At 62.0% G+C, this 16,041-nt stretch carries 15 protein-coding genes and 1 tRNA gene; 12 read left to right on the top strand and 4 right to left on the bottom strand.

Annotated features, from left to right (window positions below; all coding sequences use genetic code 11):
- Positions 1-16: 16 nt before the first annotated feature.
- The gene (locus D3230_RS04525; RefSeq protein ID WP_337249086.1) at positions 17-568 is read right to left on the bottom strand and encodes an adenine phosphoribosyltransferase; all 552 of its coding nucleotides are present in this window, start codon (positions 566-568) and stop codon (positions 17-19) included.
- A 181-nt stretch (positions 569-749) separates the two neighbouring features.
- On the opposite strand from D3230_RS04525, the gene D3230_RS04520 reads away from it, so the two are divergent.
- Positions 750-823, top strand: a tRNA-Arg gene (locus D3230_RS04520).
- On the opposite strand, the gene D3230_RS16485 is transcribed toward D3230_RS04520, so the two are convergent.
- On the bottom strand, positions 782-1,054 hold the full coding sequence (locus D3230_RS16485; protein ID WP_420029016.1) for a helix-turn-helix domain-containing protein: 273 nt from the start codon (positions 1,052-1,054) through the stop codon (positions 782-784). The genes D3230_RS04520 and D3230_RS16485 overlap by 42 nt on opposite strands.
- Before the next feature lie 460 nt (positions 1,055-1,514).
- Here D3230_RS16485 and D3230_RS04510 point away from each other — a divergent pair, with 460 nt between their 5' ends.
- The 6 genes from D3230_RS04510 to D3230_RS04485 all read left to right on the top strand — a co-directional run bounded on the left by D3230_RS04510 (position 1,515) and on the right by D3230_RS04485 (position 9,497).
- Positions 1,515-1,871 carry a hypothetical protein gene (locus tag D3230_RS04510; RefSeq protein ID WP_202343832.1) on the top strand — a complete coding sequence of 119 codons (357 nt, stop codon included), beginning with the start codon at positions 1,515-1,517 and terminating at the stop codon, positions 1,869-1,871.
- On the top strand, positions 1,868-2,947 hold the full coding sequence (locus tag D3230_RS04505; RefSeq protein ID WP_202343831.1) for a hypothetical protein: 1,080 nt from the start codon (positions 1,868-1,870) through the stop codon (positions 2,945-2,947). The genes D3230_RS04510 and D3230_RS04505 overlap by 4 nt, the downstream gene beginning before the upstream one ends.
- A gap of 337 nt (positions 2,948-3,284) precedes the next feature.
- A complete protein-coding gene (locus D3230_RS04500; RefSeq protein ID WP_202343830.1) occupies positions 3,285-4,322 on the top strand; it encodes a ParB/RepB/Spo0J family partition protein in 1,038 nt (345 codons plus the stop codon).
- On the top strand, positions 4,315-5,088 hold the full coding sequence (locus tag D3230_RS04495) for a hypothetical protein (protein ID WP_202343829.1): 774 nt from the start codon (positions 4,315-4,317) through the stop codon (positions 5,086-5,088). The genes D3230_RS04500 and D3230_RS04495 overlap by 8 nt, the downstream gene beginning before the upstream one ends.
- 2 nt (positions 5,089-5,090) lie before the next feature.
- Positions 5,091-5,918 (top strand): hypothetical protein, encoded by an 828-nt coding sequence (locus D3230_RS04490; protein WP_202343828.1) that lies wholly within the window; start codon positions 5,091-5,093, stop codon positions 5,916-5,918.
- A gap of 348 nt (positions 5,919-6,266) precedes the next feature.
- A complete protein-coding gene (locus D3230_RS04485; RefSeq protein WP_202343827.1) occupies positions 6,267-9,497 on the top strand; it encodes a hypothetical protein in 3,231 nt (1,076 codons plus the stop codon).
- An 82-nt stretch (positions 9,498-9,579) separates the two neighbouring features.
- On the opposite strand, the gene D3230_RS04480 is transcribed toward D3230_RS04485, so the two are convergent.
- Positions 9,580-11,637, bottom strand: a complete 2,058-nt coding sequence (locus D3230_RS04480) for an S-layer homology domain-containing protein (RefSeq protein ID WP_202343826.1) — start codon at positions 11,635-11,637, stop codon at positions 9,580-9,582.
- Between the two features lie 146 nt (positions 11,638-11,783).
- Positions 11,784-12,419 (bottom strand): DUF6349 family protein, encoded by a 636-nt coding sequence (locus tag D3230_RS04475; RefSeq protein WP_202343825.1) that lies wholly within the window; start codon positions 12,417-12,419, stop codon positions 11,784-11,786.
- A gap of 445 nt (positions 12,420-12,864) precedes the next feature.
- Here D3230_RS04475 and D3230_RS04470 point away from each other — a divergent pair, with 445 nt between their 5' ends.
- The 5 genes from D3230_RS04470 to D3230_RS04450 all read left to right on the top strand — a co-directional run bounded on the left by D3230_RS04470 (position 12,865) and on the right by D3230_RS04450 (position 16,036).
- Positions 12,865-13,440 (top strand): hypothetical protein, encoded by a 576-nt coding sequence (locus tag D3230_RS04470; RefSeq protein WP_202343824.1) that lies wholly within the window; start codon positions 12,865-12,867, stop codon positions 13,438-13,440.
- A gap of 71 nt (positions 13,441-13,511) precedes the next feature.
- Positions 13,512-13,988, top strand: a complete 477-nt coding sequence (locus tag D3230_RS04465; protein ID WP_202343823.1) for a hypothetical protein — start codon at positions 13,512-13,514, stop codon at positions 13,986-13,988.
- A gap of 217 nt (positions 13,989-14,205) precedes the next feature.
- On the top strand, positions 14,206-14,499 hold the full coding sequence (locus tag D3230_RS04460) for a hypothetical protein (RefSeq protein ID WP_202343822.1): 294 nt from the start codon (positions 14,206-14,208) through the stop codon (positions 14,497-14,499).
- Positions 14,496-15,398, top strand: coding sequence for a hypothetical protein (locus D3230_RS04455; RefSeq protein WP_202343821.1), 903 nt, complete (start codon positions 14,496-14,498; stop codon positions 15,396-15,398). Before D3230_RS04460 ends, D3230_RS04455 begins: the two co-directional genes overlap by 4 nt.
- A complete protein-coding gene (locus tag D3230_RS04450) occupies positions 15,383-16,036 on the top strand; it encodes a M23 family metallopeptidase (RefSeq protein ID WP_202343820.1) in 654 nt (217 codons plus the stop codon). The genes D3230_RS04455 and D3230_RS04450 overlap by 16 nt, the downstream gene beginning before the upstream one ends.
- The last annotated feature ends 5 nt before the right edge of the window (positions 16,037-16,041 follow it).

Raw genomic sequence — 16,041 nt, 5'->3', positions numbered from 1 at the left:
CGTCAGTCTCGCGTGTCTAGCTGTGGAAGACGGTGTGGAGCTGCGGGTCGTTCAGCGCCGCCCGGCCGCCGAGATCCTCAATCTCGAACAGCACCGAGGTGCCGGCGACCTCGTAGCCAAGCTCCGCCATCAGAGCGTGCGCGGCCACCAGGGTGCCGCCCGTGGCGAGCACATCATCGATCACCAGCACGCGCGAACCACGCGGGAAGTCATTGTGCGCCTCAACCACGGCGACGCCGTACTCGAGTGCGTAGTCGACCTTGGCCGCGGGACGGGGCAGCTTGCCCGCCTTGCGCACCGGCATCAGGCCGGCCCCGCTCGCATACGCGGCGGCGCTGGCGAACAGGAAGCCGCGGGCCTCGAGCCCCGCCACCACGTCGAACTGCCCCTCGAAGGGAGCGATCAGCGCGTCCACCGTCGCTCGGAACGCGGCGGCGTCGCCGAGGAGCGGGGTGATGTCGCGGAACAGGATCCCAGAGCTCGGGTAGTCCGGGACCTCGAGGATCAGGGACTCGGCGCGCTCAAGCGCGGTCTGGGGGTTCGCGGGCGTGGTGATGTTCTCTGGCACGGAGACAAGGGTACCTTGCCCGCGCGCGCCCAGCACCGGGGCTGGATTCGAGCCCTGTCGCGAGCGGCACCGGAGCGCCGGCTGTGCGGCGCAGCTGTGGGCGTACACGCCCGGGATTCGCGCCCGAATTTCCGTTTCCGAGGGGCCTCGTGTAATGTTTTTCGAGTTGGGAAACCAACGGGCGCCCCTAGCTCAGCTGGATAGAGCATCTGACTACGGATCAGAAGGTCGGGGGTTCGAATCCCTCGGGGCGCACACACTACCTGAATCCCCCGTCGCGAAAGCGGCGGGGGATTCGTCGTTTGTGCGCAGATGATCCGGCCGAGCCATGTCATCAGTCTCGCCAGCAAGGAAAGCGACCGAAGTGTCGAGCACCCTGGCAACTTCCCGCATCTCCGAGAAGCCCCACTCGGTAGCCCCCGTCATGCGACGACTCACACCCGCCACTGAGTAGCCCAGCGCTCGAGCAAGAGCACTCTGCGACATCTTGCGCATGAACAGAAGCAGCGAGATTCGGTCAGCTGCACTGAAATCATCACTTTCAATCACTACCTGCATTGTCATGTCGAAATTTTAACATCAATTACGTAAATCGAAACAGGTTTCCCCCTACCGCATTGCGATATTTGCAATCCTGGTGATAGTTTTACAAATATCGCAAAATAAGGAGGTGGGTATGCCGGCGACTAATGCATCCGCTGCGGCTGAGCTTAGCGACTCAATCCATGACAACCGTCTAACTCGCAAGACCGTCGCGAACCACATGGGAGTCACCGAGTCCTGGCTCAGCCGTCGACTCAGCACTGTTGTACCCATGCAAATTGACGACTACGTCGCAATTAGGGCTGCCGTGCAAGAACTCTCGACTTCCCTGGTTCGATAAAAAACGAACCCCCGGTGCGCCAACACCAGGGGTTCGGTGACACTCCTGAAAGGAGAATCGATCGTGTCCTACCAATATGACACAGTCCCGCGCGCAGTTGAACAGCCTGAAAGCGAATTCTCAGCCCGCGAGGTTTCCCATTATCTCAGCTACGGATCATCGGCTAGTGAAGTGCTGCCCGCTGAGTTCTGCTTGCTTTACGCCTTGGCGCGGAAGCTCAAACGTTCGCACGAGGCACGAGATTTCGTACGCTTCTCCCCGTTTGCGACAACGATGTCGCACGAATTCCAAGCCATGTTCCTGAGTCTCGAACTCAATGCCGTTGCTCCGCTCTTCGTTCGAGAGAACTACAGGATCACACTGAACTACATGGGAGTTGCCGTGTCACTGGAGTCTGTTTCAACAAGGAGTGCGCGTTGAACGACCCCCAGATCATTCGTCCGAGGCTGTCATTCGAGCAGGAATTTGGCCAACACCGTAACTGGTGGGTCAGGGATCCTCGCATCTGCGGCAACCCCGTGAGCATCTACCTATTCTTGTTGTCCCACGAGGAAGGCCGACAGTTCTCTCAAATCGAGGCACGCACGCAACTTGGACTGGGAGAACGAGCGTGGGTCACCGCCAAGAAGGCCCTCCTAGAGACAGGCTTCCTAGTCGAAGTTCGTGACCGTTACCCCGATGGGTACGTTGACGCTGCCGGGAACCCCAGGGGGCGCCAACGGCGATTTCGGCTCTTTCTCCAGGACCCCGAGCCCTTAGTTTCTCGCACTCTTGAAGAGGCAGTTCTTGAGCTCGATCTGCCATACGAACAGTGGCTGGAGCAGCAGGAAATGCTCGTGTCTGCGAAACGCAGAGAGGGAGATTCCCCCGTGTCCGCGAAACGCAGAGACGGGGAAGATTCCCCGGTCAGCCCGACACTGCAAAACGCAGATACGGTGACCCCGTCTCTGCGAAACGCAGACACCTTTATAGGAAGAGAAAACCATGGTTGGTTGGTTAGTAATACTTCTTCTTCAAGCCAACCAACCAAACCAGCCGTAGACGGGCGCGAGGCTGTGGCCGGAGTGGATGCGGAGTTGGCTTCGCTTCATCCGGAACTGCGTCTCACGTTTGCACAGATCCGCCATGAGGTGAACGGCCGGGTACCTCTGGATGAGGTCGACGTAGTGCAGGTCGTGCGAGACACGGTCCTCGCGACCGCTGCCCGCGGCGCGGTCGTGAGAAACCCTGCTGCGCTCGTCGCCGCGGTACTCGTGAGAAACCCTGGCGGGTGGCCGGTGGGTGCTGGCAAAGCCGATGCGTTTGCACCCATGCTGGATCCCACTGAGACTCACGGGTCGGGGCGCTGCGTGACCGGAGATCATTGGTGGGGCTCCGAATCATGGAGCGAGCTCGATCGGTCCCATTGCGTGGAATGTGGACAGCCACGTCGCGACGTCGATGCGACGTTCGCGGCTCTCGAAGCGGAACTCATCGCGGTTGGCGGTGGGGAGTGATGGGCCGCGTATGGCGTCGCGAAGTTGTTGCGATTCGTTGCGAGATCCGAAGCTGCCAGACCGCAGTGCAGGTCCCACCGGAGGTCCCCTCTGAACAGGGCTGGTCAGCGCTTGCACCGCAATTGCGCGCGATGGTGAAGACGGGGTGGGCTGTCGTCCTCACCCAGAAATTCCGCACCTACTGCCCACTTCATGCGGCCCGAGCGCGTGAATGCACCTGCAGAACACATCCATCTCGCAAGCATCTGTGTGTCGTCCACACTGCCGATGCAGCCGCTCTGGTCTGGGATGAGTTCCAGATTCCCACTGATGTTTCTTTCTTCCTGGAGGCGATCTCTTGAACACCGCGCTCATCCCTGAAAACGTCACGATCCGTTCCGCTGAATTGGACGTCGAATCTATCGTTGTTCTCCAACGGCAACGGGCCGTCGCAGACGACCACGTGAGACTCCTGCACGCCTCGTTCGAGCAGACCGGAAAGCAGATTGTTCCGATCGCGGTCTCTGAACGCCCCGATGGAACGTTTGTGCTGGTCGACGGAGCACATCGCCTCGAAGCGGCAAAGCGAAGCGGGTGGGACACCATCCGCGTGGAAATCTACACCGGCCTTGAAGCCGACCAAGAAGGCATCTTGGAGCTCGTCACTAACGAAGCCCGAAAGAACCTCTCACCGGCGGAGATTCATGCCGCTTGGGCATCTTTTGATCTCCCGTACTACGAGCTACGGACCAAGGAGAGGCAAGCCGCGGGCGGCCTTGCGGCGCTAAAGACTCGAGGTCTGGTGGCCAAGAGCCCAGTTACTCCCGCCGGGAGTAACTGGGACTCGACTCCCGCGCTGTCGGTCACTGAACTAGCTGTGGAGAAGACCGGACATAAGCCGGAGTGGCTTGCCAAGGTCGCCACGATCCATGACCTGTCGCAGAGCGAGAAAGCACCAAGGGTGCTTCGCGAGGCAGCTGAGCGGGCATACGAGAAGCTCAAGGATCCCAAGGCGAAGGTTGAGCCCGTGTACCGAGAGGTGCAGCGAATTCACGAAGCGGTATTGGATCAGAAAAAGGATCCCGACGTACTCAAACTCGAAGGGGCGGAGAAGCGTCTAGACGAGGTGGTGCGGGATACCACGCTGTTCCAGCAGCGGCTTGAAGGCGATATTCGAGAGGTGTTGCATCTCGCAGCGAGCAAGGACCCGATGAATCGCGAGATGTTGCGTTCCGCCCGGGTTGCCTTGGTCCATGCTTTAACTGCGCTCGTGGTGGTCGAGTGCGAAGTGGACGGTGCCCGGGGCGAAGCGCTGAAGCGTGTCGGGGGCGAAGTGACCACGCTGCTCCACGCCCAAGCTGTGCGGCAGCTCGGGTTGGAGGTGCGTCATGGTTGAGCTTCAACGCTTTGATATTTGGCGGCAGCGGATGATTCTCACGGAGATCGCGGACAACGGCAGCGCGGTGCTGTCAACCGCTGAGGGTCTCGCATTCATTGAGCAGTTGCATGAGTTCTTCGCTCCTCCGATGCTTGGTATCGCACGCAGCTGGGGGTATGACGTTGAGCGGGACGAGATCGTGAACATGGTCCTCGAACGGCTCCTTGTCACCCGCATCGATACCGAGCGGTGCCCGGCACGCTACGCGGCAGCGTCAGAGACGCCGTGGGCGTACCTGTGGCACTGCACACTGCGCTGGGGGCAGGAGATGTGGGGCACCCGTGGAGTCCCGCTCGAGCACGCAGAATTCATGCCAGCACCAAGCCACATGGATGAGGCCGTGCATACTCCGCTCGAGGAGGTCGTTGCGCTTACTTTTGCTCTGGTGTCTCAGGTGATCGAGTCGAAGTACCACGATCCGGTTCTCGAGCTTTTGGGGTGGCTTGCCGCGAACCCTCCGCAGCGGCTCTCTTACGACCGTGACGATCGTGTTGCCGCGCACCGGTTCTGCCCGTCACTCACAAACGGGCAGGTCACGTCAGTGTTCAAGATCGCACGGGGGTCTCGTCCGAACACGGCCGAGACAAGCCTGATGGGGCAATTCCTCCTCGACGCGAATTTCCGTGTCTCGGAGTCGGGCACCCACGCGCGTGCGCTCACCCACTTCAAGAACGAGTTTCGGGCCGCGGCCGCCGGCCCCCGAGACCTCGCAGATTGGACCTAACCATGAGCGCGAAAAAGCCCCCACGCACATGGACTCTGGTGGTGTCCCTCGGGATCCCGCTCGCGATTGTCGGAATCTCCGCGATGGCGATCTCGTACGCCACCCTCATCGATGTGGCTCGCGTCAATGGCCTCCCGTTGCCTGAGTTGTTCCCTGTGCTGGTGGACGTGGGGACGGTGGCGACGATGATTGCTGCTGCCCAATTTCGGATGCGAGGTGTCCCCGGTAGGTGGCTTGCCTACTCCACGTTTGTGCTGCTGTCGGGTGTCTCTATCGTGGCAAACGCCACGCATGCGTGGCGTGCGGCAGACCTCACACTCACAAGCCCCTGGGCGGCCGCGGTACTCGCTTCAACGCCGCCGGCGGCGCTCCTCGCGATCACCCACCTGGTGATGATGCTTGTCCCCGACGAGAAGGAGCGACTCAAACTCCAGGCGCAGCGCGAGAGAGCCGATGCGGCCTCAGCGAAGCTGTCAGCGCCGGCCCCTGTTCGCCAGGCCCCCGTGAAGCTGGTTCAGGAGACGCTTCCGCTCCCTGTGGTTCCGCTTCGCGCTGCGGTACTCGCAGAGTCTCGTGTCGAAACACACGAGGTGACAAGCCCGCGAGCACAGCACAGTGCGACAAATGAACCCGCCATCGACGTTGATGAAGATGTGGTCCGCGAGATGGTGCTCACCCATGTTCGCGAAATGGCGAAACGTCCAACCGGGAAGCTCGTCGGCGAGTGGCTCGGAAACAAAACTCCAAAGACTGGGCAACGGTTCCTGAAGAAGATGGAGGAGGACGGCGCATTCGAAGAACGATCGGAGTTGGTGCAATCAGTCCTCTGACTCATTCACGTTCTCGCTTTCTTGTGGAGGTCTGCCTACGGGCGGGCCTCCACATTTCTGGTTGAGGCTCACTGCGCGCCTCTGGGCATCTTCTATGTGTCGTGCAGCGGTAGCATCCCAGCCGCACGCACTAGGTGATCACCTATGGATGCAGTTTGGAGAGTCATCGCAATGCAGATGACAACATCACCCGGCGCATCCGCGCCGGACGCGGTTCGCCCGCTGAGCAAATGGCGAACACGACTCAGAAAGGTCGGGACCACCGTTCTCGCCGGCGCACTGCTGGCCGGTGGGTTCGTGCTGACCGAGTCACCGAAGCCTGCTCAGGCGCTGCCTCGCGGCGAACAGATGACATTTGATGGTGCGGGAACGATCTCGAACTTCAAGATGCCCGATGGGAAGCGGGCGTACTGTATCGAGGTCGCGATGGGTGAGCCTTCCGGCGCGCACTCGGCCGCGGGCCGGCTGAACACGCTGCCGGGCCGGCCAGGCATGTTCTCGGCGTATACCAACAAAGAGGGTATGCGGCAGATGAACTACATCATCGACAAGTACGGCCAGTCAGGTCACGTCGGTCACGCGGTGGCGACTCAGCTCGCGGTCTGGGCGATCCGTGGCGATACGCAGTACTACTCGGAGAAGGTTCCGAACCTCCAGAAGTCTGCCAAGGGTCGGGAAGCACTCCAGCAGGCACAGGTCTTCATCAACGAGGCCCAGGTTTTCGCGAAAGCACCCGTCGCACCGAAAAAGGTCACCGGCAGCCTCAAGATCGAGAAGGACCCGAACGGGAAGTTCGGCCGGTTCCGGGTCGCGTACCCGAAGGGCGTGAACAAGCTCACCGTAAAGAACGGCACTTGGGTGCGCAACGGGGCCGCCACCTTGGAGGTCACCACTTCTGAGGCGTCCGCCCGCTACGTCGACGTGAAGGTTCCGGGCAAGAAACTCGAGGTTTCCGCAACCTGGGTATCGAAGGGGACGAAGGGCTACGAGCCATTCTTGGACGTCTACAACACGGCGACGGCGAGCGGGAAGGTGGGGCAGCGCGTAGCCGTAGCGACCGGTGCATCCACAGTGAAGGACTTGAAGGGGACACTGGCCGCGGAGACAGCATCGGCTCCTCGAAAGGAAGAGCCACGTGCGTCGTCGCTTGCGCAGCCGGACGCCGAGATCGGCGGAACGATGCAGGATACTCTCATCGTTACGGCGGTGCCGAACACAACCGTTGATATGTGGCAGAACGCGCAGGCGGATTTCACCGCCTACCTGAAGCCAGTGGTTGGCGCGACCAAGGTCGACGCGAACTGGGATCCTGTCCTGGGTGCGGCATACGATGCGCAGGCTGAGGATCCCGCGACGGGCGAGCTGCGGTGGACGACATGGTGGGCAAACGCTGAGGGCGTAGCGCTGCTCGATGAGTCCGGTGCGAAGATCCCCACGGTCGACGCCAATGGCGTTGCGACCTCCGGTGTCGCAGCTGATGGCACCGCCTACCCGGTGCAGGAGCTGGGCGAAGACGGCGAACCTGTGGTTGACGAGGCTGGCAAGCCGGTGGTTCTCACGGGCCGCGACCCCGTGATGGAGACCCGACAGGATCCGGTGACCTGGACCGAAGAGGAACTGTCCGCCATGAGCGCAGCGCAGCAGTGCGTCGCGCAGCCGGTTTACAAGGAGGGCGGCATCGCTGTCCCCGGTCTCGGAGAGTTCAAGTCGACCCCGACGCCAGTCAAGAGCGCAGGCACCATCCATTGGGTGGAGCGGGTGACGTCAAATGGCAATGTGGTTCACCAGGGTAAGTGCGGCGTAGCGAATGAGACCACGAAGGTGGGCCAGCCCGCAGTCATTACCCAGGCGCTTCCCGAGGCAAAAATCGGTGACGAAGTGTACGACGTCGCCACAGTCTCTGGCAGCCTGGTCGCGGGAGTGAACTACCAGCTCCGCTTTGACGCGTTCACCGCACCGGACGAGACGGTTGCTGCTGCAGAAGGTGCCGAAACGGTGGCACCGGTGTGTGATGCGACGAACCGCGTCTTCCGCTCGGACATGGTGCAGGTGAACGGGGTCGGTGACTACCAGTCCCCGAGCTTTACCTCGCGCCTTGAGCACGGCCAGAAGCTGTGGTGGGTGGAATCGCTCTACATCGTCCCTGAAACGGGCGATGCACAGCTGATTCACCGCGGTGAGTGCGGGCTAGACAACGAGACGACCCGTGTCGCACTCCCCGAGTTCGAGACGAAGGCCATCGAGTCCGCTGTCGCAGGTGACCACATCGTGGACACCCTGATCGCCTCGGGTGACTTCTCAAGCGCCGCAGGCGCCCAGTGGGAGTCGACGTTCACCGGATACCGTCCAGCATTCACCGAGGTCGAGAACCAGGCCGAGACGGTCCTTCCCGGCGAGGAAATGGTTCGCGTTCCTGCGTGCACCGTCGATAACCAGCTGTTCCAGACCGAAGCGATCGCCGTTCCCGGTCCAGGCGAGTGGCAATCCCCCGCAGTCGTTGCAGAAGCGGCATGGGAGGGCCCGGTCTGGTGGGTTGAGACCGTGACGCTCATCGAAGGGGAGAACCGCACCGTGTTCCACACAGGTGAGTGCGGGCTGGAGAACGAGACCACTCTGATCTCGGTCCCCGATACCGTCACCGACTCAAGCGGATTCGTGGTCGTGGGTGAGACGATGCAGGACACCGCAACGATCACCGGCCCGATCTCGCAGCGCGAGGGCGTGAGCCACGAGGCCCGCTTCAAGGCGTACCGCGGCGATGCGTCCCTCACCGGCACCGAACAGTCGGTCTGCACCACCGACAACCTGCTCTTCGAAACCACGCCTGTCGCTGTCCCGGCAGAGGGTGAAGACGTTGATGGTGTCTTGACCCGTAGCGTCACCTCGCCTGAGATGCGGGTCCTGCCCGAGTACGGGGACACGATCTGGTGGGTGGAAGAGCTCGTGCAGATCGAGGGCGAAACTGAGCGCGTGCTCAGCACCGGCGTGTGCGGTCTCCCGAACGAGACCACCACCGTCACCACGCCAACGGTCCGTACGGAGTCTGCAGGGACCCGCACCGTTGGTGAGGACATGTGGGATGACGCGATCGTCGACGGGAAGTTCCCGAAGGACGGCGACGCCGAGTTCTTCCTGACCTGGAAGGCGTACGAGTACGCCGCGAACGGTGAGCTCACCTGCACGCCGGAGACCGAGCTGAAGGCATTCGCTGATCAGGACGGCCTCCCGGTCTCAAAGGCCGGCACGTACCGTTCCAAGTCGGTGAAGACCACAGAAGAGCACATCGGTATGGGCGGGTACGTCGAGACCCTCACGATGCGCGTTGATGAGAAGGATTACGTCCTTCACGAGGGCAAGTGTGGGGAGGCTTCGGAGAAGTTCGAGGTCACGCCTAAGCCCGTCGTTCCGCCCACGACGCCGGGCCTCGCGATCACCGGTGGTGATGGGATGCTCGCGCTGCTCATCGGTGCTGGAGTGCTGCTGGGCGGTGGCGGGATCGTGTACGCGATCTCGGTCTACCGCAAGCGCAAGAACGTTGCTCTGGAAGCCGCGACTGAGGAGGAGCTCGCGACGCTGTAACACCAAAACCAGCTAGGAAGGGCTGTGGCCCCCGGGGATGTTTCCCCGGGGGCCACAGCCCTTCCGCATTAGTGAATGCCTTCTACCGGCAAACCTGATTCGCAACCCACGAAGGATCCTGATCGTTGTAGTTGGGGTCCTCATCCCAGGTGTAGTCAAGACGGAAAGCGAGCATCGATGCTCCCATCCCACCGCCTCCGCCTGCATTGAAGTTCGAGTCTCTGGTGAGCGCTACCCCGGGATACATGTGTGTCGACGATTCTCTGAGCACCCACCAACAATGGCCGGGAGAAAGCATCCAACCCGCCACCATGTCCTTTCCGATACGTTCCGGAGTGTTCCCGTAATCCCCAGCGAGCACGTCATAGGGGATTTCTGAAGGGTCATCAAAACCGTAGTTTTGCCAGTATGTGATTCTTGGCACATGACCTGCGAGGTCGCCAGTCTTCAGGTAGGCGTCGAGCTGACGCTTCGAATCGTCGTTTGCCCCTCGTGCGTACTGTGGTGCCCATTCGAGGGCGTTCAGGCCGTAGCCGGTGCGGATTCGGTTCACTTCGGAGAAGATCGTCTGTCGCACGGTCTCTGTGGCTTCAGCAACGGTGATCTGCTTTGGCTTCACGGTTACAGGGTTTGAGGTCAGTGACGCGGTCTTGTAGCCGGCGAGAGTACCGGAGAGGCGCACAGTGACCTTCTGGCCGATGTCCGCGGTAGTGAGGGTGTAGCTTGCTCCCGTCGCCCCGTTGATGGGGGTTCCGGCGCGGTGCCACTGGTAGCTGATGACGGCCGCCGCTGGCACCCACCCGCTCGCGGTTGCGGTGATTGTTTTCGTGGCCTCTGGGGTCCCCGTGATCTTCACCGTTCCCGGGATGACTTCGAGCCCCTTCACAATGATCGGGGTGGTGGTCATCGTGACCGATTTCGTGTTGGGGAGGCTACCGGAGATCTTGACCTGTAGCTTGGCCCCTTCATCCTCTGGGGTGAGCGTGTACTTAGCTTCTGTCGCCCCGGGGATTGCCTTTCCGTTCTTCATCCACTGGGTGCTGTAGGCGATCGAGGAGGGGGTCCACCCGGAGGCGCTTGCGGTGACAGTTTCCCCGACCATGATCGTCCCGGCGAGCTTCACCGTGCCGGAATCGATGAACTCGGGACTACCGGCGTTCCGGTACATGAACGCGGCCATCGCTTCCCGGGTGACCGTCCGTTTGGGGTCGTAGATGATCCCGGTGTCGGTCTTGATGCCTGTGGTCAGTCCAGCGGACTGCATCCACATGATCTGCCGGTAGAACTTGTCGCCGCGCTTCACGTCAGGGAACCCATTTTTCGCGGTGAAACCAGGCTTGCCTGCGACGCGGTGGAGAAACGCAGCCATCGCTTCTCGGGAGAGCTTCCAGGAAGGCTCAAATTTGAGGCCCTGCTTCGTTTTGATCCCGGTAGTGAGGCCCCCGGCCTTCATCCACATGATCGGCTTGTAGAACTTATGTGACGGCCCCACGTCTTTGAAGCGCTGTTTAGGCATCTTGAATGACGGGTTGCCAGCTTCCCGGTACAGGAACGCTGCTTCTGCTTCGCGGGTGAGCTGTGAGGACGGAAGGAAGCTCACCCCCCTCGCGTTCTTCACACCGGTGGTAAGTCCGGTCTGGTACATCCACATGATGGGCTTGTAGAACTTATGCCCCTTGGGGACGTCCAGGAACCTCTTCGTACCCCCGGTCGCGGTGACCGTCGCTGCCGTGTTGCTGCGAGGTGCAGCGTTTGTCACCGCGTTCGGGTCCGCCTGGGTGCCTGGAGCTGTTGCCGGGTCGCGGAGTGCGTCCAGGGGTGGCTCGTTGACGATGAGTGGTTCGAGGTGTGAAGCGCGCTCCTCGAGGGAGATGCCCGACTCTGCACTGGGTGCAGGCTCAGGGGCTGGGGCCGGTTCGGCCTGGTCGACGTCAGGCGTTGCTGGGAGGGCAGGGGTTTCCACTTCTGGGGCTGGGGCTGGCGGGGCCTGCTCTTGGGGTTGCTCGCGCGTGGTCTCGACCGGCACGGCCGGGGGCTCTGCGGTCGCGTTCGCGGGGAGTGCGAGGCCGAGGGTGAGGCCGATGGCGAGGGCGGCAGCTCCAAGGCTCCGCATCGTCCTGGCGGGTGTTGAACTGGTCATTGTGTATCAGTACCTTCCGTCTATGAATCAACCTACGGGACACTTCGGACGTTGAAGTTCCCGTCAATGAAATTGCGTATGGGCAGGGAGGGCGTTTCGAGAGTGTGAGTGTGGGGCGGATGGATTCCGCCCCACACTCAGAAGTGTCAGAGTGCGGAGTCGGAGAGGTCGTATCCACCCCACGGTGAACGTCCCGGGACATGGCGGGTGCCGACCCCGCCTCGGGCAGTAATGATCGGGTGACCCGGCATCTGCCACTGGTCCGGGTAGTGTTCCTCAATCCAGCCCTGCAGTTTGCTCTTCCCGCGCCCGGGGATTCCGGTGACCTTTGACGGAATGGTGGGCAGTTCTCGCCACCCCGGGAAAGCGTGGTCATGCCACGCTTCGATCACCGCTGATTCGTCATCGCTGAGCAGTCGCCACCCGCACGGAGCACAGATCGCCTGGTATCGAGTGTTTCCAGGCAGGTCGCCCGGATTGTGGGAGTGCCCGACCTCGCGTTCATCGGGGCAGTGTGCTTCGGCACTGAACAGATCGAGCGCGTGTTCTCCGGCCGCAAGCGTCGACGCGTTGCAGTAGGGGCGCGACCACATGTGGCTTTGTGGAACACAACCATGGTTGCCGTGAACTAGGCGGTAGCGATCCCACGCCGCGTCGAGTTCAGCGGGCGACCGGTACTCCTCGTGGTACCCGAGCGGTGCCCCGTCCCACGCGGGGAGATCCGCGAGCATGTCCATGAGGAACATCGCGTCGAAATCGAACGCAAGTTGCGTGGCACTCACTTCTGCTTCCCCTTCCGGAGGGCCGGGACGACCCAGTACTTGTACCCAACGACGATCCACAGCACTCCTGCGATCAGACCACCCGATACCGGGTCAATGTGCTCCAACATCTTGGTTCTCCCTCTCTCGTATCCCTCCCTCACGTTTTCTTGCCGTGAAGGCACGAATGTGCCTGCAGAACGTGGAGTGTGGAACCTACTCACAGCGGTGGGCCCGCGTGGCCGAAGGACACGCGAGCACGCAGCGGCAAGCAGGGGCGCGAAGCGGTTCTGTGGGTGAGTAGGTGGAACACGGAACGTTCGTACGCTGCCGAAGGCTTCACGGCAAGAAAACGGGGCGTAGCCCCGAACAAGGAAAGCGCCGGCCTCCGTGCCGGTCCGAACCAGGCGCACCCCAGTGCGCTCCTCGCGAAGCGATCACTGCGCGCTCTGCCTGTTCGTAAGGCATGACCAGTCATCACCTGCTGAGTTCCCGCGTGCACGGGGTGCGCACTCGCCGGCTCGCGCGACTCGCGTACGAAGAGCTGCAAGCTGAGACCGTCGCCGAGGCGGAGCGCGCAATTCTGGAGCACGCTGTTGCGCGACGCGAGCTCGCGCTCCTGCACGCACGTCTACGCAAGATCGACGGGTGCCGTCTGGAGCACACGAACGAACTACTGAAGATCGAACTGCTCTCACCGGTGCAACCGTACTTCTTGCTCGGTGGTCTGGGCATGCTCTTGGGGACGATTGGCGCTTTTTCGGGCCTTCCGCAGGTGGTGTGGTTGTTCGCGGGGTGCGGCGCGCTCTTCGCGGCGATGGGGTTCTTCCAGTCGCGATCGCAGCTCCAAGCGACCGTCACCGCGAGTGACCGTTCGATTGTGAAGGCGCTGCTTTGGGCGACCGACACGGATCTCGCGGACAGTGACCTGCGGGCAAGGGCGCGGAAGCTGGTCTGGGGTGAGCTCGAACAAGTCGCCGGGGCGACCGTTGAGAAGCTCCCGAAATTGTGGGAGCTTCTGGTGCGGAAGGTACGGGGGTGATGGGAGCGACAACACTCACCTGGCCAAACCCACCAAAGGGGCGCACTCGACCCGTTGAACCGCGGGATAAGGTGGCATGTTCGCAGGAGCGTCTGAATCGTGAGCGACTCGCGCTCTCGCTCGGGCAGCTCGGCACTTTTCGTGTGGCCTGCGCCGATGAGGCCGTCACCGTTGAGCACCTGGAGCGCGCGCGGTGGGCGGTTGCCCGCAGCGCTGCGTGGCTGTGCGCAGGAGCATTGCTCTTCGGGTTTGCTGAGGCTACGGCGCAGTTCCAGCAGCTTGCCGCTGCGGCCGGCGTAGGCGCGGCGATCGTGGGAGTCGCACTTCTCGTGTGGGCACTCAGCGTGCGGAGTACACGGACGCAGATCGTATTGTCAGAAGATGCGGCGGTGCGGTGTTTACTTCTCGGAGTGTACGGGCGGGAGCCGTCAGTACGCCGGCGTCGCCACGGCATCGTGCGGCGCATCCACGCCTTGGGTGAGGCTGAGGTGACAATGCTGCCCTCGGTGTGGGATCGCGTACTGGGGTGGGTGCGCCGTGGTGCGTGAGCGTGGTGAGCGGCCCTCGGACCCTCAGCCGCCTGAGATAAAGACCCCCATACCGGAGGCCGCCTCAGCGTATGAGCCGCCGGTGAATTGGTGGCGACTGGATGCGCAGGAGCGCGCAGAAACTCTGGGGGTGCTCTTCGAGTGGGTTCCTGAGCTCGTGCGACGGTATGGCCTTCGGGATTCGGAAATTCCGCCGTGCTGGTTCAGACATGAGGCTATGGTTCAGGAGTTGCTGGCGTTGTTTCAGTACCGGAACCAACAGCAGTTCACACCCGCGGCGAACCCTGGTGCCGCGAACGATTTTCACTACCAGTTCCAGCTCTTCCTGCAAAGGATGCGTTCATGGGCCGGGACTACTGGGTGCCGGACAGGAGAGCACAACCCAACGGTGCTGCAGGCGTGGGCCGATCCGGCCAACAGCAGCTCCGCAGTGTGGCAGGTGTCAACGGAGGAATATCTTTCATCGTCTATGCAGGACTGGGAGCAGGAAGAGATGGAGCAAAACGCATGATCAAACAGTGGTGGGGTTCACTTCCGAGGGGACGTCGGAACATGACGATCGTGATGATCGTCGTGGCGGTGCTCCTGGTGGCCGCGGCAGTTGTCGGTTGGACCCGCGCCGGAGTGTCCAGTGGGGCATCTGGCAAACCGCCCGTGGCTGAGGAGAAAGCTCAGGGAGAGGATCCCAGCGTCGCGAAAAAAGACGGGGACGCAGGCGAGACGACCGTCACGCATGACGGGTTCGAGTTTGAGGTCGATGAGCACGGGATGGCGGTCATGCCGGTCACTACCGATCCGCGGGAAGCCGCTGCTGGCGCTGCGGCAGTGGCATTTACTGCTGACTTCTCGAAGCTCTCCCGGGAGGAGTTCCTGGAGGCTGCGATCGCGCGCATGACCCATCCTTCTGAGAAGTACGTAGGCCCCAACGGTGAGATCCATACCTTGGTGGACGCGCGCCCGTTTGAGGAGACGCAATACTACACGTACCCGCCTGAAGTGGTGATGCAGTCGCAGGTGGATGCGTGGGCGACCAATGACAACCCGGAGAGGTTCACTTGGTGGACGCTTGCAAACGGGGCGACCTACGAGAATTTCGCGCTGCTGCCCGAGCACTTCTGGAAGGCGCACCCCCAGAAGGTCTTGAGCGAGGAAGAAATCTCCCAGATCGACCCGTCACTGGCCCCTCGGTTCCCGAAGGGAACAGACATGGAGCCTGACACTCCTGGAGCAAGCGTGTCCCAGTGGTGGGTGCTCTCGGACGTCGACAACTCCCGTGTGGGGACGGCTGACCCGACAACGCTGCGTCCTGCACACTTCGGTATCTGGTGCGATGCGCCGGACGCGGGCGGATTGTGCGGGGTGGCATTCACTCTTGACGCGTCTTTCCCCACGGTATGGCCGCACCAGTAGCCGCGAAGCTGCTCGCTACGGGGGCGACGAGACGGCGCTTCCTTCAGCTTGCAGGCGTCGCAGGGTTTGGCGCGTTCGGTATTGCCATCTTTGGTGGTGCCGGTATTGCTGCGCTCGGTGCGACGCTTGAAGGGGAAGGCGAGCTGACAGGGCCAGAAGTTGGTCCTCCGTCAGATGATGACGGCCCGCTCGGCGCGAATGGGTGGGCGTGGCCTTCACATATGCGTGGAGTCTCGCAGGGATTCCACGATGGTTTCAGTATCGACCTGGTGTCCGAAACTGGTGGGGCCCTCTATTCCCCCTATGACGGGGTCGTGATGACTGCTGGTGGTGACGGTGGCGGCGTCCCAGGCGTGTGCATGGTGAATCCGTCGTGGTGGCGCGGGGAGAATTCCACGGTCATCATCGAGCACAGGTTCGAGGGTATGACGATGTACAGCTCGCATAACCATGTCGAGGCTGGTTCACCAGCTGCCCTCGGGATCATTCCTGGGGCGGTCGTGCGGGCCGGGCAGACTGTCGCCAGGTCCGGGATGAGCGGGTGCACAAGTGCCCCTCACACTCACTTCACGCTCTCCTCCACAGCCCGAAATTTCTATCCGGATATCAACCCGTATCCCTTCATCGGGAACCCGTAAGTAGG

This window comes from Leucobacter chromiireducens subsp. solipictus (assembly GCF_016758195.1).
In the GTDB taxonomy this organism is placed as follows: domain Bacteria; phylum Actinomycetota; class Actinomycetes; order Actinomycetales; family Microbacteriaceae; genus Leucobacter; species Leucobacter solipictus.
This window is presented reverse-complemented; position numbering and strand designations above follow the sequence as displayed.